Origin of the sequence: Sedimentibacter sp. (genome assembly GCF_033447055.1) — a bacterium.
Lineage (GTDB): Bacteria > Bacillota > Clostridia > Tissierellales > Sedimentibacteraceae > Sedimentibacter.
Genome location: NZ_JAWQJF010000103.1, coordinates 1 through 18926 on the forward strand (window position 1 = coordinate 1; position 18926 = coordinate 18926).

Genomic DNA, 18926 nt, shown 5'->3' on the forward strand with positions numbered 1-18926 from the left:
GAGACTGAGATTAAAATTAAAAAATCTCTAGGGCATAAAATAATTTTGTATATTCTTTAATATTAAAAAAACCTGAATCATAAATGGTTCAGGTTTTTTTATAAATAAAAGCACACATTGAATCATTGTAAGTGTGTCCGTGATATTTTGGCAAAAAGTCCCAAAAAGGACCGTCCCCAGAATTTTCAGAATTTTTTTAATATAATGTTAAATTTTTGAAAAAAATGCCGATATAATAAAAAGATGTAAATGTGGGGGATATTGTTAAAAAAATAACTAAACTATTAATGGCAAAGGAAAAGGATTATTATGAAAAATAATAACATCAAAAAAGACATGAGTAACATTGAGACAACCAACAGCAATAATAAGCAGATGAAAAGCATCAGTTTCATCAGAAAAAAATCAAAAGATTCGGCATTTTTTATCACAAACAAAAACAGTATTAAATCAAAAATATTCTTAAGTTTTATTTCTTTAATCCTAGTCGTAGTGTTAATATTAGGGGGAATTTCTGCTTATCAAAGTTACAGAATTACATTTGATATTCTTGAACGTACAATGAATAACATTGCACAAGTTTCATCAGAATCAATTGAAAACGAACTTGATATATACAGGGCGGTGGCTGACAACATAGGGCTTAATCAGCAGCTTTCGGATATGACTGTAAACAATCAGCAAAAAGCAAAAATACTAACGCAAATAACAAATGCATATACTCTCCTTGATGCATACACAACTAATGCAGAAGGAAAAGGAGAGTCTCCAATTACAAAGGAAGTATATATGATAGGAAATACCGATTATTTCATTTCATCCATGTCAGGCAGTACAGTTGTAACAGAACCTAAAATGAATGATAAATTTGATGAAGTTACATTTACTGTTTCAGCACCTCTGTGGGAAGACGGAGTATACGGCTCAAAGATAGTAGGTGCAGCAGTTATAGTGCTGGATGGCAAGGCGCTGTCAGACGTGGTTTCGTCTGTTAAAGTCGGTGAAGGTGGTTTTGCCTATATACTTGACAAGGATGGATATACAATTGCACATCCTGTTTATGAAAAAGTCATTGAGTCTGAAAACATCATAAAGTCCTATGAAGAAGGTGGCGTCAATAAACAATTAGCAGAAGTAGAGCAAAAGATGATGAGCATGGAACTTGATTTTGGAAACTACGAACAGGATGGACAAAAAAATCTGATTGCCTATTCTTGTATTAATGAAAGTGATGGATGGGGATTATTTATAAGCGCTCCTCGATTGGAATATACAGGCTCTACAAATTTAAATTTGCTCATTACATTGGTGGTTTCCGTCTTGGCACTTTTTCTATCATATATAATAGGGAAAAATATATCTGACAATATTGCTAGCCCTATAGTTTTCTGTGCTGAAAGGCTTAATAATCTTGCCAAAGGAGATTTGCATACAGAAATTCCTAGGACTACAAGAGATGATGAAATTGGTAAGCTAATAAAATCCCTTAGTTCAACAGTGAAAGGACTTAATGTAATAATAAATGATATTTCATTTCAGCTTGGCGCAATTGCTGACGGGAATTTTTCAAACAAGATTGAGAGTGAATACAACGGAGATTTCAACTCCATAGTTATTTCGATGAAGCAGATTAACAGCTACTTAAATCACATGATAAAACAAGTGGATGAAAGTGCAGAACAGGTTGCATGCGGTTCTGAGCAGCTTGCGGGAGGAGCTCAGGCGCTGTCGCAGGGAGCGACAGAACAGGCAAGCTCAGTACAGGAACTTTCTGCAACAATAAGTGAAATCACTGAACAAATAAACAATAATGCTCTAAATGCTGGAAAAGCAAGACAGGCTTCGCTTGATTCAGTATTCCAGGTTGAAAATAGCAGCAATTATGTAAAGGAAATGAATGATGCAATGTCTGAAATCAATAAGACTTCCAAGGAAATCGAAAAAATTATAAAGGTTATCGATAACATTGCATTTCAAACCAACATTCTTGCTCTAAATGCTTCTGTTGAAGCAGCAAGGGCAGGTGTTGCAGGAAACGGATTTGCAGTTGTTGCAAATGAAGTAAAGAATCTTGCACTAAAAAGTGCAGAAGCTGCAAAAAATACCGAAGAGCTGATAGAAAATTCATTAATAGCAGTTGAAAAGGGAACTAAAGTTGCAGCTAAAACAAATGAAGCTTTGAGTATGGCTGTCGAAAAATCAAAAGTTGTTGAAGATATGATAAAGGAAATAACTGAGGCGTCTAGTCAGCAGGCAGAAGCAGTCGGTCAGGTTTTATTAGGTGTAGAACAAATTTCATCTATAGTACAGACAAATTCCGCAACAGCACAAGAAAGTGCAGCAGCAAGCGAGGAACTGTCAAGTCAGGCTCAGATTATGAAGGAGCTTGTTGAGAAAATAAAACTAGCTGATGGTTTAACATCTGGGACAGTTCTTTTTGAGACCGAAGAAGTTTAGATAGCATAAATAGTTATGTGTATTTTTTAGTAGTTAAAAACCCTGAATCATATAATGATGGTTCAGGGTTTTTATGGGGGTATATCTAGTTTTATTCTTTTTGCCAATAATCAAAGCGATTCATAATTTCATCATACGTTTCATTGCATATTTCAGGAAGCCCAGCACCATCATTAAACTCCAACCCTGCTGCTTCAAATCCTTGTTTTACTGCATCCTTTAGCAAAGGAATTTTTGATTTGTCGTCTCCGGACAGTGCTTTTGCCATATCTATAATTCTGGTGGCGACTGCATCAACTGAGTATTCACCGCCTTCAGCAATCTGCTCGGCTGCTTCTTTCGAATCTTCAACTGTTACGTTTAATTTTTGTCCAAACAATGTGAGGTTTGATTTTTCACCTTGTTTTGCAATCATTTTTTTAATTTGTTCTTTAAATTCATTTATTCTTTTTTCGTTATCCAAAATAAGCCTGTTTATTTCTATACTATCATATTTTTTATTTGTTTTTTCTGTGTCAGAGTTTTTTATGCCTTTTGTATTATTATTTTCTAGTGTAGTTTTGTTAGTAGATAATGATGGGTTACCTGAATTAATTTTATTTATCATAATGAACTCCTCCTTGTAAACTATATCGTCATATTATCAAATAAATTAATATTTTAGAGATGGACTTTGAAATTATATACTTAGGCTTAAGAAATAACCTAGATGGAGATAGACCGTTTCGTTACAAATTTGCTGAAAACACCAAAAAGTCTCAAAAAGGTCCGTCTCCATGCTGACATGCTGAGAATATTTTTAATTTTTGAGGTCTTTGCCTAGCTCTTTTACCTTATTAAGTGATAAATTACATAACTCAGCAACTTTATTAATTGTAATCATATTTAAATTGATTAACATGCGTGCAAGTTCCTCTTTTTGAATTTGAGTAAACTCTTTATAATCGGTAATTCCTTTTTCAATAGTATACTGCTCAATTGTAGTTTGAACAATATTTTGAATATTTTCCTGTTCCTCTTCAATTGTATCAATATATAAATTTTTATCGTATAAACTATGAAACTTAATAAATTCGTTTTTATCTTTAAAATAATTTAAAATTATATTTATGTATTTGTCACACAGAATTTCGGTGTTTTCATTAATGTAATCATTAAAACTGCTCCATTCATATTCATTCATATTCCGATAAATTCTTAGTTATGTTCGCTTTCACTGGGTTATTGTGAATATACCTTAAAGCACCTAATAAATATTTTTCATTTTCCACAGCTTCACTTCTAAACCTGTTTTGAAAAACATATCCATATCTTTTCTGTACTCTGTTGTAAAACATGGCATATTTAACATTTAGTTTTTTCATTATAATTGCCAGACTGTCTTCATTATCTCTTATTAATAAATGAAGATGGTTGTCCATTATACAATAAGCAATTATAGAAAAATCTATTTCTTTTTTAATTTCCTTGATAATATCCAATAATTTTATTTTATATAGTTCATTTATGAATATCTTTTCTTTATTAATGCCTCTAATCATTACGTGATATATTCCAGAATTACTTTTAATTCGAGCTTGTCTTGCCATTTTATCACCTCAAAATTCAATTTATAATTTAATATTTTCGAAGTATTGTATTTCCAAGACTATAAACGCCAGCTCTCAATTGTCATATTTTGGTTTATTATATCATAATGGCATATTTATTTCATTATTTATTTGCTAAAAATACCAAAAAGTCCAAAAAGGACCGTCCCCATGGGGTCGTCCCCATCGGGGGCTTGGAAAATTTTTAAAAAAATTCATTAAAAACACTAAACTTAATTGGAAATGGTTCGATATATGTTTTGTAAGAGTTAAAAAGATTTTTAAAACCGGCCGGTTTAAAAATACAAAAAGCAATACAAAAAAATTTAGGGAAGGATCCCGAATAAAATTACATGGAGGTAATTAAATGAGAATTCAACACAATCTAAACGCAATGAACTCTTTAAGACAATTAGGAGCAAACAACACAGCAACTGGTAAAAACTTAGAAAAATTATCATCAGGCTACAGAATCAACAGAGCAGGTGATGATGCTGCAGGACTTGCTATATCTGAAAAAATGAGAGGCCAGATCAACGGTCTTGAACAAGCAGAACAAAATGCTAACGATGGTATTTCTTTAATTCAAACTGCTGAAGGTGGATTAAATGAAACTCACTCAATTCTTCAAAGAATGAGAGAAATAGCAGTTCAATCTTCTAACGGTACATACCAAAACGACGTTGACCGTGAAAACTTGAATAAGGAAGTAACAGCACTAAAATCAGAAATAGACAGAATAGCTTCGTCTACACATTTCAATAAAATCAATTTGTTGGACGGTAGTTTAGCAGGTACTGAAGGTATTGAAGGAGTTTCATCAGAAGCAATAGCAGCTACAGGAGAAGTGTGGGAGTTAACAGCTGCTGCAGCTGCAGATGCAGATGGTTCAGCAATAATAAAATATAATGATGCAACTGGTACTGAGAAGACAATTACAGTTGGTGTAACAAGTGGTAATAATGCAGCTACAATCGGTAATAATATCGCAACAGATCTTCTTGCTGACGAGGACTTTGCTTCTCTGTTTGATGTAGAAGTTGATGCTGCTGGTAAAGTTACTATTACAGACAAGACAGTTGGTCTTAATACAGGAGCTCAACATGGTATGGTAAGTACTGAGATAACAGGTGGTGCATCAGCAGTAGCAGAAAGTACAACAGCTACATCAGCGGCTACTAATGCTAGCATGGAAGTTGACCTTACTGAGGCAACTTTCAAAGCTGGAACTACAATGGAAATAGACGGTAAGAAAGTATATTTCTATGATAGTACTAAGACTGACGAAGAGTCTATAGAAGCTGGGTTGAATGCAGCAAAGGCAGGTTATGAAAGTATAAATCTTTATGATGGGGTAGATTATAAAACTGCAACTGAATTAGGCGACAATATAGCAGCTTTAACAAGTAATATTTCTAATAATGCTGGAGTATTAACAGTAGCTTCAAATAGTACAACTGTACCAACAGTAAAAGTTGATGGAAGAACATTATCAGGTACTACTGATGGTTCTGGTGCTACAATTGGCGGAGTAAAGTTCCAAATTGGAGCTAACGGTACAGATGATCAACAAGTATCTTTGACAGTGGGAGATATGAGCTCAACAGGATTAAGTGTAAAAGATATCAGTGTTGAAACTCAAGATGATGCAAATGCAGCAATCGCATTAATCGACGATGCAATCAACACAGTATCAGGCACAAGAGCTGATCTTGGAGCTTTACAGAACAGATTAGAACACACAGTTAACAACTTAGGTGTTACAAACGAAAACTTGACAGCTGCTGAATCTCGTATAAGAGACGTTGATATGGCTAAAGAAATGATGGAATACACTAAGAACAACATCCTTTCTCAAGCTGCTCAAGCAATGCTTGCTCAGGCTAACCAACAGCCACAAGGCGTATTACAGTTATTACAGTAATATAAGCTTAAGAATAATAAAATAATAGGGTGCAGTTCATGCTGCACTTTATTTTTGTTAGATAAAGAATAAGTTTAATAAAATTTCAAATTTTATTAAACTTATTGTAATTTGTGTCGATATCATAAGTTGAACATGTATATTAGTTAGGAGGTGAGAAACAACACGCGACCACCTAATGAAAGAGTTAACCGTTGAACATGTATATTAGTTAGGAGGTGAGTAGTATTTTTGACAACGATGACATATCAAAGTTCAAACCATTTGTACATAATTTTATTATAATTGCTATAATATGCACTATTACTATATTACTTGTTTCATTTATCATAATTACTCCAGGGGACGAAGTTACGTCTGAAGAAAAACTCTTGATTTTATTTAACTTCATATTTATTGCATTAGAAATTGGATTTTATTTTATAATAAAAAGAGGATTTGAAGTTATAAAATATTATTATGTTAAATTGAATAAATCCGGTAATACAGAGGGAATGGATGTAGTATTTAATGTAAGAAATAAATTCAAATTTATAAAAGATGCAGAACAGTTTATAAATGATAATATGGATAGCAATTATGCGCTTGTTCATTATGATATCAATAAATTCACTATTATTAATAACAGTGTTGGTTACAAAGTTGGAGATAATGTACTTCTTAAGATTTGCAAAATATTCAATAAAAGTCTAAAAAATGAAATATTCGGAAAAGCTGAAGGAGATAATTTTTTTGTTTTGTTTGAATATGAAGAACAAAATGAACTTATTGAAAGAATGCTTATTTTATCGGATAAAATTGAAAACTTAAATGTATGGAGCAAAATTAATATTAAACCTGCTGTCAATACGGGAATATATTTTATTGATAACGAAGAATTAGATATTAGAGTGGCTATAGACAGAGCGGATTTTGCTAAAAGCCATTTGAAAAACGGATGTGAAAGCAATTATGCGATTTACAATGAAAGCATAGGAAACAATCTTATTGAAGTGAAAAGAATGGAAGATGATATGCACAGGGCTTTAGACAACAATGAATTTAAAGTTTATATGCAGCCTAAAGTCAATTTAAAAAGTGGTGTTATATCAGGGGCGGAAGCCCTGGTAAGATGGGAACATCCGGAACTTGGCTTATTAAGTCCTATAAAATTCATATCTATATTTGAAGAAAATGGTTTTATTGTTAAACTTGATAAATTTGTATTCGAACAAGTGTGTAAAAACTTGAGAAGATGGATTGACTGTGGATATGATGTGGTACCAATATCTGTTAATGTTTCAAGAATCCATTTTTTAAGCAGTAATTTTGTTACTGAATACAATGATATTAAGAAAAAATACAAAATTCCCGATAATTTAGTAGAAATTGAAATAACTGAATCTGTTGTTTTTGGAAATGAAAATGAAAACGCAGTTTTTGCAGTAATGAGGAATTTTAAAGATTATGGCTTTGAAATATCAATGGATGATTTTGGGTCCGGGTATTCAAGTCTTGGACTATTAAAAGAAATGCCAATAAATACATTGAGGCTGGATAAAATATTTTTAAATCAAATAGAAGATTACAATTCGCAAATTATTGTCAACAATATGGTTAATATAGCTAAAAATTTAAACATAAATGTTGTTTCAGAAGGGGTTGAGACATTTATGCAGGTTGATTTTTTAAGAGATATTGGATGTGATATGGCACAGGGTTTTATATTTTCTAAACCTAAGCATATGGCTGAATATGAAAAATTAATAAATAAAGGAAGAAAAAATTATTATAATGTAGCATGATATTAATGATATATTATTGTTTAATAAAATACAAATTGAGGGGCTAATATGAACAGTATTAAAAAGAAAATGTTTTTAAACATTACATTAATAATATTAGTAGTTGTAATTATGATTGGGGGGTTATCTGCATATCTTAGCTTTAAAGTCACTTTTGATATTTTGGAACAAACAATGAGTGAAGTAGCTGACGCTTCAGCAGATGTTGTATCTAAACAATTAGAAATATACAAAGCAATAGCTGCTGAAGTTGGATTAAATTCTCAACTTACACAGCTTGATACCACTGCAGTGGATAAAAACTCTATTTTTAATGAGAGAGTTGAAATGCATGGCTTAAAAGATATTAATATTGCTGACAAAGAAGGATTTGTAATTTCTGCAGAAGGAAATACGGAAATAGTAAAACATATGGATTATTTTAATGCATCTATTAATGGTGAAGTCTTTGTTACTGATGCATTATTTGATTCAGCAACATTTGAAATGTACTATGTTATTTCGGCGCCATTGTGGAAAGACGGCATTTATGGCTCAACTGTAGAAGGCGTTGTAATATTAAAAATCGATGGCAAGACATTGTCAGATATTGTAAATAGTGTTGTAATAGGTGAGGAAGGATTCGGCTTTATTATCGATAAAGAAGGATATACTATTGGACATCCTGAGTATGATAGAGTTTTAGCTCTTGAAAATGTAATTTTAAACTATCAGAATGACGGAAGTAATGGTGAACTAGCTCTATTAGAACAAAAAATGTTAAGCGGTGAATCTAAATATGGAGTTTATGAAAACAATGGTTCGAAAAACCTCCTGTCATATGCTCCGATTGAAGGAACGGATGGCTGGGCAATTTTGGTTGATGCACCTCAGAGTGAATACATGGATAGCACAAATTTCAGCGTTATAGCAACTGTTATACTAGGTATTTTGTCCGTATTGGCTGCAGCTTTTATAGGACTTAGAATGTCCGGCAAAATTGCAGACCCTATTATTGCATGTGCCCAGAGATTAAAGCTTCTGTCTGAAGGAGATTTGCATACAGAAGTGCCAAAGACAAAAAGCAAGGATGAAACAGGTGTACTTCTTAATTCTTTGGAGAAAACCATCAATGAATTAAATGCTATGATTCAAGACATATCGTACCACCTTGGAGTAATTGTAAGTGGAGATTTGACAAGATATGTAAGTAAAGAGTACGTAGGTGATTTAGAACCAATAAAAGCTTCTGTGGTACAAATTATTAAATCACTTAATTATATATTCAAAAATATAAATGAAAGTGCCGAACAGGTAGCAAGCGGTTCAGAGGAAGTCGCAGGAGGAGCTCAGGTGCTTACCCAAGGAACAACTGAACAAGCCAGTTCAATCGAAGAACTTGCAGCAACTATTAATGAAATTTCCGAACAAACAATCTCGAATGCAAAAAGTGCACAAGATGCTAAAAGAATATCTGAAGACACAGCGGCAGAAGTTCAAAAAGGTACTGATCACATGAATCAGATGATTAATTCCATGGATGAAATTAATGCTTCATCTGTTCAAATAGGAAAAATTATTAAAACTATCGAAGATATTGCGTTCCAGACAAATATTCTTGCACTGAATGCTGCAGTTGAAGCTGCCAGAGCTGGGTCTGCAGGCAAAGGATTTGCAGTAGTTGCAGATGAAGTAAGAAACCTTGCATCTAAAAGTGCTGAAGCAGCTAAAAACACAACACAGCTTATTGAAAATTCGTTAAGTGCAATTTCAAAAGGTGCTAAAATAGCAGATGAAACAGTAGAATCATTTAAACAAATTGTGGAAAAAACAAATATGACTGTTGCCATAGTTGAGAAAATTGCAGAAGCATCACAGCAGCAGGCCTTAGGGGCATCACAGATAAATTCGGGAATTGAACAGATTTCATCTGTTGTTCAAACTAATTCAGCAACAGCAGAAGAAAGTGCTGCAGCAAGTGAAGAACTGAGCAGTCAGGCTATAGTTCTCAAGAACCTTATCGGAGGTATTAAAGTAAAAAAATCTTCTCATAATCATGTAAATTCAGATATTAATGAAAATGAAGGAGAAGAAAACGTAGAAAGCGCAGAAGAAAACGTAGAAAGCGCAGAAGAAAGCGTAGCAAGCGCAGAAGGAAATTAAGTATAGCAAAAAACAGGATGGGTTACGCTCATCCTTTTTTTGTATGTAATTATGTTTTTACTAAAATAACGATTTGCAATAAAATTTCATATGTTATATAATATTAAAAATATTATTTCACAATTATTAATATAGAATTAAGAATAAAATATTAATATAGTTACAAGTAAATGAATAATTTAATTCTGGAGGAATGGATTTGAGAATATTAATCGTAGAGGATGAAGTTAAAATAACACAGGCGCTGAATTTTCTGTTTTCTAAACAAAAAATTGATGTTGATATAGCTAATGACGGGGAGGAAGGCCTCATACTCTCTACCAAGGATATATACGATGTAATTGTTCTTGATATAATGCTTCCCGGAGTAGATGGTATTCAAATATTAAAATCAATCAGAAAATCCGGAATAAAGACGCCTGTAATAATGCTCACTGCAAAAGATACAGTGGATGACCGTGTTTTCGGACTTGAAAACGGTGCAGATGATTACTTGGTAAAGCCTTTTGCAACTAAGGAACTTATTGCAAGAGTTAAAGCATTGGCCAGAAGAAAAAATACAGAGTATGTTGGAGAAACATACGAATTTGAAGATATTAAATATGACGTTAAGAACTATCTTTTGTTTGTAGGAGACAAAGAATATAAAATACCTTTAAAAGAAGCCATGTTGATGGAAATGTTCATAAAAAAGCCGAAACAAGTATTTACGAGGGAACAAATTATTGATAGAATATGGGGACTTGAGGCTGACGTTTTGGAAAGCAATATAGAAATTTACGTGCATCATTTGAGAAAAAGACTTGAAGATACCAATGCTAAAATAGAAACTGTACGTGGCGTAGGATACATGCTCAAGGAGAAATAATGTTTAGAAAACTACATTTTAAACTAACTGCATACATGGGTTTAATTCTTATTGTTTTCATGATTTTTATAGCGACCGGAATTTATAGTTTTACAAGGATAGTTTTTGAAGACGGAAACAGAGAGCTTATGGAATCGGAAGCGGTAAGAGTTTATACGTATAAAAATGTATCTTATTCCGGATTCACTTTCAATGGAAGTACTTTTTTCCAAAGATTAGGTCCGAGTGCTGCTTTGATTGCTAATCAGAAGCTTGATGCATGCTATGTGATTTATGATTACGATGATGATAATATTGAAAGAATTTTTACTAAAGAAAATGAAGTTGCAATTGCTGATACGATAGAGTCGATTGCAGTAAAAGCATTTGAAGAAAAAAAAGATTCATTTGTTACTAAAAGAGTAGGTCGATTCAACTATAGAATTTATACAAAATACTTTAATGATTTAAATGGGCAGTCTGTTGTGCAGGTATATCAGAGTACAGTAAGTGAAGAAATTATTTGGTCATTTTTAAAAACAGTACTTTTTGTTACGGGAATAAGCGGAACAGCTATATTGCTGGCCATAAGTTATATGTTTACAGGACAGGCAATAAAACCTATAAAAGATACATGGGTAAGACAGAAAGCATTTGTAGCAGATGCTTCACATGAACTTAGAACACCTCTTACTGTAATACAGACAAATTTGGATGTTGTTTTAAGCGATGAAGAAGGAACTGTTCAAGAAAATGAAATGTGGCTTGGAAATGCATATTCTGAAACACGGGTTATGGCAAAGCTTATTGACGAGCTTTTAATTTTGGCTAAGGCTGATGCCAATGAAGAAAAACTTGATATTTCAGAGTTCTCGTTTTCGGAAATTGTTGAAAATGTATGTCAGAACATGGAAATAATAGCTAAAAAGAAAAATGTAGATTTTCAGTTAAATTTAGAGGAAGATGTTATTATAAAGGCTGATTATGACAAAATAAGAAGGCTGGTTGTAATATTAGTTGATAACGCTGTAAAATATACTGAAAAAGGAAAAGTAACAGTAAGTTTGTATACAGATAAAAATAAAAAGGTATTTGCTGTTGAGGATACCGGTATAGGTATATGCAAAAAAGATATAGACAGGATATTTGACAGGTTCTACAGAGCTGATAAAGCACGACACAGAGAAGGTGGAACCGGGCTTGGACTCAGCATTGCAAAATGGATAGCAGATGTCCACAAATTTTCATTGACCGTTGAAAGCACAATAAATGTAGGGAGCAAATTTACTGTGAGAATGTAATAACAATAGTAGAGCTTGTGAAAATGTGCCTAAGGCACAGACGCTAATGTGGTTTGCCAATAGTCTGTCATTGTTAGTCAACTGTTACAAGAATTTCTCTTTAATTACATTCCAATAATTAAATGTTCCGGTTGATAATCTTTTTATAATTTTTTTTGAGGTGCGAAAATGCACATATTCTAATTCGTCAAATTCGTAGATTTCTCCGTCAGCTAACAATGCTACGTAGTAATCTTCTTTTCTTTCGGGATATATTGAAATTTCAAATTCCGGTGGTACGATTATGCTGCAGTCCAAACATCTGTACGCATTGGATATTATAGGAGATAATGGAGTTAGCTGCAGTGTTTTAAGGGAAGGATATACAAGGCTTCCCCCTGCGGATTTATTGTAAGCAGAACTTCCAAGGGGGGATGATATTATTAATCCGTCACCGCTGATTTTTTCCAAATGGTTTGATGCTATAAAAACATCAAGGTGAATGGTCTTCATATCTTTTCTTTTAAGTATTATATCATTTACCGCATATATTTTTTTTGTGCGTCCTGCTGTAAATATTTCACTTACAATTAAGTTTATATCATTAATTGTGTAATTTCCCGATCTGTAATCTAATATGAAACTTTCCAGATTTTCAGGAGTTATTTCAGGAAAGAAGCCCAATGTTCCTGTATTTATTCCAACAAAAGGGGCACGTGAAAAGTTGCTCTCTCTTACACCTCGTAAAAAAGCACCATCTCCGCCTATTGTAATATTTAATTCTCCTTTATCACAAAAACCGTCACAATAAGTATAGCCGTTCTTTTTTAATATATCTATGAGTTTTTGCTTAATTTCAAGTGTAAAATCATCATGGTTCGCAGCTATATTTATTATCTTGTCCTTCATGACAATCCCCTTTACATTAAATGTATTTTATATTATATTTATAGTAATGAAAACCTAGGAGTATATTAATGACTAATAATAATCTACTCAATTATACAATACAAGAAAATGACAAGACTGTAAAGAGTATAATGAGAGAAAACTTAAATTTTTCACAGCGTCTTTCGAAAAGGCTGGAAATGTCAGAGAGTATTTTATTAAACGGAAGTGTTGTGAAACTTAATAAAAAAGTGTTTATAGGTGATATTTTATCAATCGGATTTGATGAGGAAGAAGATGAATATGATGCAATAGACATTCCGATTGATATTGTTTATGAAGATTCTGATTTGCTTGTGGTTAATAAGCCCCCGTACATTGTTGTTCATCCAACGAAATCTCATCAAAACAATACTGTTGCAAATGGAGTAGCATATTATTTCAAAAAAAATGGAATCAAAAGAAAGGTTCGCCTTGTAAACAGACTTGATATGAATACTTCCGGAATTGTAATAATAGCTAAAAATCCATATGCGCACAATGAACTTGCAAATCAAATGAAAATGGATACAGTGGATAAATATTACTATGCAGTTGTTGAAGGCATAATTAAAGAGGATAAAGGTACAATCAACCAACCTATTGCAAGACTCAATCCGGAAGATATAATCAGGATTGTACACACTTCAGGGAAAGAATGTATAACTCATTACGCTGTGGAAAAAAGATTCAATAATATGACTTTGGTGCGCGTTAAACTTGATACAGGCAGAACACATCAAATAAGAGTGCACATGAAACATATTGGGCATCCGATTGTTGGAGATGCATTGTATGGACAAGAAAGCCGGTTAATAAACAGGCAGGCTCTGCATTGTTGTGAAATGAAATTTAAACAGCCATTGACAGGTCAAGATATTGTAATAAAATGTCCAATGCCGGATGACATTATAAAAGTAATGAATAATTAACTCTTCGCTGTTGCTCAGGATGACATAGTCTTGTTATTAAAAATGGGAGATAAGATGAAAAAAAATATTTTACTTATTGCTACAGGTGGAACAATAGCTTCTAAAAAAACTGTGGATGGGTTGGCACCCGGCATAACCTCAGAGGAACTTTTAAGCTATGTTTCTGAAATAAAAGAATTTTGCAGTGTAGATACAATACAGCTTTTAAACATTGACAGTACAAATATTCAGCCGGAGTATTGGGTATTAATGACTGAGGCCATTGAAAAAGATTATGATAAGTATGACGGATTTGTTATTTCTCATGGAACTGACACAATGTCATATACGGCAGCAGCTCTTTCTTATTTAATACAAAACTTAGATAAACCTGTTGTTGTTACAGGTTCACAAAAACCAATAAACGCTGATATAACAGATGCGAAAAGAAATTTGCTGGACAGTTTCAGATTTGCAGCAGAAAAGGATGTAAGAGGAGTTTATCTTGTTTTTGACGGGAAAGCAATAGTAGGTACTCGTGCAAGAAAAGTTAAATCAAAAAGTTACAGTGCATTTGAAAGTATTAATTTTCCGGTTGCTGCAATAATTGACGATAAAAGAATAACGAAATATATTCGAAATGAAAAAACGAATGAAAAAGTAAAATTTTATAATACTATATATCCAAGCATATTTTTATTGAAGCTGGCACCTGGCATGGAGCCGGATGTTCTTGATTATATAGGAGAAAAATATGAAGGTGTCGTAATTGAAAGCTATGGGGTTGGAGGGCTTCCTTTTCTTGACAAGCGTAATTTTTTGGAGAAGCTTGGGGGCTTAACTGAAAAAGGAAAAATAGTTGTGGTTGCAACTCAGGTAATGTTTGAAGGAAGCGATATGGGAGTATATGAGGTTGGAGTTAAGGCAATGAAAAAATTGAAGGTGCTTCAAGCTTATGATATGACCATTGAAGCAGCAATAACAAAACTAATGTGGATTATGGCACAGACAAGAGATTTTGATGAAGTAAAAGAAAAATTTTACACAAGAATAAACGAGGATTCACTATATTAACAAAAGAGGTAGCGATGAAAAAAGTTGACATGCATATGCATACCTGTGCTTCTGATGGAACATGGGATGTATGGGAATTAAAAGAACAATTGATAAAAAATAATATAAACATATTTTCTATAACAGATCATGACTCTGTAGACAATGTTAAAAAAATGCAGGAAATAATTGTTCCAAGCGATAATTTAATTTTTATACCCGGAATTGAACTTTCAACAGGATATGATGGAAAAGAATATCATTTGACATTGTACAATTATGACATAGAAAACAAAGAATTGTTGGAATTAATAAACTGGACTAACCAAAATAAATTAAATTCAAATAAGGAATATATAGGTACAATTGCAGCCGGTAAGTATGGCAATGTAAGTATTGAAGATTTTGAAAAGTATGAATATGACAGAAAAAGAGGCGGATGGAAATCAGCTAACTATATGATTGACAAAGGAATTCACAAGGACGTTGCTAATCATTTGAAAGAAGTAGGTAAATCAGGTCTTAAGGCAGAACTAAAAAATTCTGAGGAAGTTATTAAAATTGCAAAGAAAAGTGGAGGAAAAGTTTTTCTTGCTCATCCATCATATCATTACATCAATTATCGTATGCCGGAGTATGAATTAAAATACTGGCTAGAACTTGGTGTAGATGGAATAGAATGCTATTCACCTTATAACGGGGATAATATTAAATATTATAAAGATTTTTGCAATAAGAATAATTCAATGATCTCCGGAGGTTCTGATTGCCACGGAACCTTTATACCAAGCAGAAAACTTGGAGTTCCACATGCAGAACTCAGCGATTTAAATTTGAAAGGATTATTTAATTAACAATAATTAATAATGAAGAATCTCATGTTTTTTAAACAAAAGATGAGATCCTTCGCTATCGCTCAGGATGACATGGACTTTATAAGGAGTCTATTAGTATTTAGAAAGGGGAGAATATGTTTAACAAAAAGAGAGTTACTGCAATCATAGTAGCAGCAGGCAAGGGGACAAGAATGGGTTCTGAAATGCCAAAGCAGTTTATGAAAATAGCAGGAAAAACTATACTTGATACAACTTTGTACAAGTTTGAGAACAGTATTGAAATAGACGAAATAATACTCATTGTAAATAAAGATGATCTGGAATATGTTAAAATTGAAATTGCAGTTTCCTATGACAAAATAACTAATGTAATTGCAGGGGGAGCAACAAGAACGGAATCAGTATTTGAGGGTATAAAAGCTGTGAAAAATGACTGCGGCATTTTGCTCATTCATGATGGGGTGAGACCGTTTGTTTCATATGACTTAATTAGCGCCTGCGTTCAAAATGCTGATGAATATAAGGCGTGTATACCTACAATTGACGTTGTGGATACAATTAAAGAAGTTTCAAAAGAAGGCTATGTTCAAAAAACATTGGACAGGATTAAGCTAAAGTCAGTCCAGACACCACAAGCATTTGATTTTGATACAATAAGAGAATGTTATTTAAAAGCTGTTACAGAAGATAGAGCATTTACAGATGATTCATCGATAGTTGAATATTATGGATACAATGTAAAGACTATTGAAGGAATTTTGGAAAATATAAAAATAACTACACCACTTGATTTGCGAGTGGCAGAAATATTAGCAAGCATATACAAGGAGACTATATGAAAATTGGAATTGGTTATGATGTTCATGCTTTGGTGGAAAACAGAAAACTCATAATAGGCGGTGTTCATATTCCTTATGAAAAGGGATTAGAGGGACATTCAGACGCTGATGTTTTAATACATGCAATAATGGACAGCTTGCTTGGAGCAATGGGGTTGGGTGACATAGGGCATTTGTTTCCGGATAGCGACAATAAGTATAAGGATGCTGACAGTAGGATCCTTTTAAAAGAAGTATTTAATTTAATGAAAATTAATAATTATGAACTTGAAAATCTAGATGCTGTAATAATTGCACAAAGACCAAAAATGATGAATTACATTGAAGAAATGAAAATAAGAATAGCCCAAGATTTGGAAACTGATATTTCTAACATAAATATAAAGGCAACAACAACCGAACATCTAGGGTTTGAAGGAAGAGGAGAAGGTATAGCAGCACAGTCTGTTTGTCTCTTGGCAAATAAGGAAAAACAATGAAAAGAAGCTACATATTGAGTATATCTAAATATATATACCCGTGGTAAAATGCAATTAATAATTAAGCAATGATCATTTATTTATTAGCTTAATGACAAAGTTAACTTAACGACATTGCATTCTGAGACGTAGGCGAAGGATATCATGTTTTCAACAAAGATGAGATCCTTCACTTCGCTCAGGATGACATAAATGGGGTTATCAATAGTCTAATTGTTACAGGGGGTATATGAATTCTATGAATACTTATCAAATAATAGCAATTATTGGTGTGTTGATTTTTATTGTATACTTAATTTTTAAAAATAAAAAATCAGCCCAAAAGGAAATTAACAATTTAAATGAAATAGAATACTCAAGTTCATCAAATATGAAATTTAATGATGTGGCAGGTAATTATGAAGCAAAAGAAAGTTTGCTGGAAATAGTTGATTTTATAAAAAATCCCGAAAAGTACAGTAAATTAAATGCAAGAATGCCAAAGGGTGTACTTCTTTATGGAACACCCGGAACAGGTAAGACTTTAATGGCAAAAGCATTGGCTGGAGAAGCCGGTGTACCGTTTTATGCAGTGTCAGGTTCTGATTTTGTTCAGGTATATGCAGGACTTGGTGCAGGAAGAATACGAAATCTTTTTAAGAAAGCAAAAAAATCAGGTAAAAGCGTAATTTTTATAGATGAAATAGATGCTATCGGAAAAAAAAGAACTGATGGAAACATGAGAGGAAGCGATGAAGGAGATAGAACTTTAAATGCTCTTCTCGCGGAAATGTCAGGTTTTAGTGAAGATTCAGGTACTATAGTTGTTGCAGCAACAAATAGGATTGATACGCTCGATGCAGCTTTGTTAAGACCGGGTAGATTTGACAGACAAATAGAAATAATGCTTCCTGATAAAAATGCAAGAAAAGATATTATAAAACTTTATCTTTCTAAAAAGAATGTTTCAGATGACATTGATTTAAATGAAATAGCTGATTTGACAGTATATTTCAGCGGAGCTATGATTGAAAATTTAATAAATGAATCTACTCTTTTGGCAATAAGAGAAAATTCAGAGAAAATTAACAATGAGCATATTCAAAAAGCTTATCTTGAAATATTGGCCGGTTCTGAAAAAAAGAATTTGCATGAAAACAAGGCTCAGAAAATTGTAACTTCATATCATGAAGCAGGACATGCATTCATTTCTAAATATTTGATGCCGGACAATAAAATTATAAGGGTGTCAATTATACCAACAAGCAAAGGAGCAGGCGGCTATACTCTCAGTATTCCAAATAAAGAAGAAGTTGTAACAAAGTCAAGAATAAAAAAGCAGCTTGCAGTTTTAATGGCCGGACGTGTTGCAGAAGAAATATTTTTTGGCAAAGAAAATATAACTACAGGTGCCCAAAATGACATTGAAAGGGCAACCTCACTTGCAGTTGACTATATTTCTAAATATGGAATGGATGAAAATTCTGCATTTATCAATTTTGGAGTTTTATCAGAAAAACTAAACATTCCGCTTACTTCAGTGGAACAATCAGTAAAGAAACTCACAGTTGAAATATATGATGAAGTAGTTGAAATAATAAAAAGCAATAAGGAAAAAATAATCGATATAACAAAAATTTTAATGGAAAAAGAAGTTATATATGAGGAAGATTTAAATAGATTAATATAAAAAATTCCTCGAATATTAATATGAACTTAGGATATGATAGTAAAATTAAAATCTGTATTTACAAAATACAGTTGAAAAAATAAACGCAATATAGTATAATAAATCAACAGAAAAGCCTGCGGTTCACGGAAATCTTTTAATTCAACCGACATAATGTTTAAGGGAATTCGAGTTTAAGTGCCTATGACA

The 18926-nt window shown here is 32.7% G+C and carries 16 protein-coding genes; 12 read left to right on the forward strand and 4 right to left on the reverse strand.

Translation table 11 applies throughout. The features are described 5' to 3' along the window. The first annotated feature begins 309 nt into the window (after window positions 1-309). Entirely contained in the window at window positions 310-2457 is a 2148-nt protein-coding gene (locus SA378_RS06740; protein WP_318525216.1) for a methyl-accepting chemotaxis protein, read from the forward strand. Window positions 2458-2548: 91 nt separating this feature from the next. Here SA378_RS06740 and SA378_RS06745 read toward each other — a convergent pair whose 3' ends face one another. The 3 genes from SA378_RS06745 to SA378_RS06755 form a co-directional block, all read right to left on the reverse strand. Next, window positions 2549-3064, reverse strand: coding sequence for a hypothetical protein (locus SA378_RS06745; protein WP_318525217.1), 516 nt, complete (start codon window positions 3062-3064; stop codon window positions 2549-2551). Window positions 3065-3256: 192 nt separating this feature from the next. Beyond that, the gene (locus SA378_RS06750; protein ID WP_318525218.1) at window positions 3257-3640 is read right to left on the reverse strand and encodes a hypothetical protein; all 384 of its coding nucleotides are present in this window, start codon (window positions 3638-3640) and stop codon (window positions 3257-3259) included. Further along, entirely contained in the window at window positions 3633-4046 is a 414-nt protein-coding gene (locus SA378_RS06755) for a transposase (RefSeq protein WP_318525219.1), read from the reverse strand. Before SA378_RS06755 ends, SA378_RS06750 begins: the two co-directional genes overlap by 8 nt. 367 nt (window positions 4047-4413) lie before the next feature. On the opposite strand from SA378_RS06755, the gene SA378_RS06760 reads away from it, so the two are divergent. The 5 genes from SA378_RS06760 to SA378_RS06780 all read left to right on the forward strand — a co-directional run bounded on the left by SA378_RS06760 (window position 4414) and on the right by SA378_RS06780 (window position 12044). Further along, the gene (locus tag SA378_RS06760; protein ID WP_318525220.1) at window positions 4414-5970 is read left to right on the forward strand and encodes a flagellin; all 1557 of its coding nucleotides are present in this window, start codon (window positions 4414-4416) and stop codon (window positions 5968-5970) included. A gap of 218 nt (window positions 5971-6188) precedes the next feature. Next, window positions 6189-7754 (forward strand): GGDEF domain-containing phosphodiesterase, encoded by a 1566-nt coding sequence (locus SA378_RS06765; RefSeq protein WP_318525221.1) that lies wholly within the window; start codon window positions 6189-6191, stop codon window positions 7752-7754. Between the two features lie 48 nt (window positions 7755-7802). Further along, window positions 7803-9896: a methyl-accepting chemotaxis protein gene (locus SA378_RS06770; RefSeq protein ID WP_318525222.1), complete on the forward strand. Its 2094-nt coding sequence runs from the start codon at window positions 7803-7805 to the stop codon at window positions 9894-9896. Window positions 9897-10089: 193 nt separating this feature from the next. Further along, the gene (locus SA378_RS06775; protein WP_318525223.1) at window positions 10090-10764 is read left to right on the forward strand and encodes a response regulator transcription factor; all 675 of its coding nucleotides are present in this window, start codon (window positions 10090-10092) and stop codon (window positions 10762-10764) included. Then, the gene (locus tag SA378_RS06780; RefSeq protein WP_318525224.1) at window positions 10764-12044 is read left to right on the forward strand and encodes a HAMP domain-containing sensor histidine kinase; all 1281 of its coding nucleotides are present in this window, start codon (window positions 10764-10766) and stop codon (window positions 12042-12044) included. Before SA378_RS06775 ends, SA378_RS06780 begins: the two co-directional genes overlap by 1 nt. An 84-nt stretch (window positions 12045-12128) precedes the next feature. On the opposite strand, the gene SA378_RS06785 is transcribed toward SA378_RS06780, so the two are convergent. Then, window positions 12129-12932, reverse strand: a complete 804-nt coding sequence (locus tag SA378_RS06785) for an NAD(+)/NADH kinase (RefSeq protein ID WP_318525225.1) — start codon at window positions 12930-12932, stop codon at window positions 12129-12131. Window positions 12933-13000: 68 nt separating this feature from the next. Here SA378_RS06785 and SA378_RS06790 point away from each other — a divergent pair, with 68 nt between their 5' ends. The 6 genes from SA378_RS06790 to SA378_RS06815 all read left to right on the forward strand — a co-directional run bounded on the left by SA378_RS06790 (window position 13001) and on the right by SA378_RS06815 (window position 18737). Next, window positions 13001-13882 carry an RluA family pseudouridine synthase gene (locus SA378_RS06790; protein WP_318525226.1) on the forward strand — a complete coding sequence of 294 codons (882 nt, stop codon included), beginning with the start codon at window positions 13001-13003 and terminating at the stop codon, window positions 13880-13882. A gap of 54 nt (window positions 13883-13936) precedes the next feature. Then, a complete protein-coding gene (locus tag SA378_RS06795; protein ID WP_318525227.1) occupies window positions 13937-14935 on the forward strand; it encodes an asparaginase in 999 nt (332 codons plus the stop codon). A gap of 14 nt (window positions 14936-14949) precedes the next feature. Next, window positions 14950-15768, forward strand: coding sequence for a PHP domain-containing protein (locus SA378_RS06800; RefSeq protein ID WP_318525228.1), 819 nt, complete (start codon window positions 14950-14952; stop codon window positions 15766-15768). Between the two features lie 116 nt (window positions 15769-15884). Continuing rightward, window positions 15885-16589, forward strand: coding sequence for a 2-C-methyl-D-erythritol 4-phosphate cytidylyltransferase (ispD, locus tag SA378_RS06805; RefSeq protein WP_318525229.1), 705 nt, complete (start codon window positions 15885-15887; stop codon window positions 16587-16589). Next, window positions 16586-17068 (forward strand): 2-C-methyl-D-erythritol 2,4-cyclodiphosphate synthase, encoded by a 483-nt coding sequence (gene ispF / locus SA378_RS06810; protein WP_318525230.1) that lies wholly within the window; start codon window positions 16586-16588, stop codon window positions 17066-17068. The genes ispD and ispF overlap by 4 nt, the downstream gene beginning before the upstream one ends. A 229-nt stretch (window positions 17069-17297) precedes the next feature. Continuing rightward, window positions 17298-18737, forward strand: coding sequence for an ATP-dependent metallopeptidase FtsH/Yme1/Tma family protein (locus SA378_RS06815; protein ID WP_318525231.1), 1440 nt, complete (start codon window positions 17298-17300; stop codon window positions 18735-18737). Window positions 18738-18926 lie beyond the last annotated feature (189 nt).

Excerpts from the sequence above, each read along its gene's own strand:
- SA378_RS06740 (WP_318525216.1), top strand. The coding sequence starts at position 310 with ATGAAAAATAATAACATCAAAAAAGACATGAGTAACATTGAGACAACC.
- SA378_RS06745 (WP_318525217.1), bottom strand. The coding sequence starts at position 3,064 with ATGATAAATAAAATTAATTCAGGTAACCCATCATTATCTACTAACAAA.
- SA378_RS06750 (WP_318525218.1), bottom strand. The coding sequence starts at position 3,640 with ATGAATGAATATGAATGGAGCAGTTTTAATGATTACATTAATGAAAAC.
- SA378_RS06755 (WP_318525219.1), bottom strand. The coding sequence starts at position 4,046 with ATGGCAAGACAAGCTCGAATTAAAAGTAATTCTGGAATATATCACGTA.
- SA378_RS06760 (WP_318525220.1), top strand. The coding sequence starts at position 4,414 with ATGAGAATTCAACACAATCTAAACGCAATGAACTCTTTAAGACAATTA.
- SA378_RS06770 (WP_318525222.1), top strand. The coding sequence starts at position 7,803 with ATGAACAGTATTAAAAAGAAAATGTTTTTAAACATTACATTAATAATA.
- SA378_RS06775 (WP_318525223.1), top strand. The coding sequence starts at position 10,090 with ATGGATTTGAGAATATTAATCGTAGAGGATGAAGTTAAAATAACACAG.
- SA378_RS06780 (WP_318525224.1), top strand. The coding sequence starts at position 10,764 with ATGTTTAGAAAACTACATTTTAAACTAACTGCATACATGGGTTTAATT.
- SA378_RS06785 (WP_318525225.1), bottom strand. The coding sequence starts at position 12,932 with ATGAAGGACAAGATAATAAATATAGCTGCGAACCATGATGATTTTACA.
- SA378_RS06790 (WP_318525226.1), top strand. The coding sequence starts at position 13,001 with ATGACTAATAATAATCTACTCAATTATACAATACAAGAAAATGACAAG.
- SA378_RS06795 (WP_318525227.1), top strand. The coding sequence starts at position 13,937 with ATGAAAAAAAATATTTTACTTATTGCTACAGGTGGAACAATAGCTTCT.
- SA378_RS06800 (WP_318525228.1), top strand. The coding sequence starts at position 14,950 with ATGAAAAAAGTTGACATGCATATGCATACCTGTGCTTCTGATGGAACA.
- ispD (WP_318525229.1), top strand. The coding sequence starts at position 15,885 with ATGTTTAACAAAAAGAGAGTTACTGCAATCATAGTAGCAGCAGGCAAG.
- ispF (WP_318525230.1), top strand. The coding sequence starts at position 16,586 with ATGAAAATTGGAATTGGTTATGATGTTCATGCTTTGGTGGAAAACAGA.
- SA378_RS06815 (WP_318525231.1), top strand. The coding sequence starts at position 17,298 with ATGAATTCTATGAATACTTATCAAATAATAGCAATTATTGGTGTGTTG.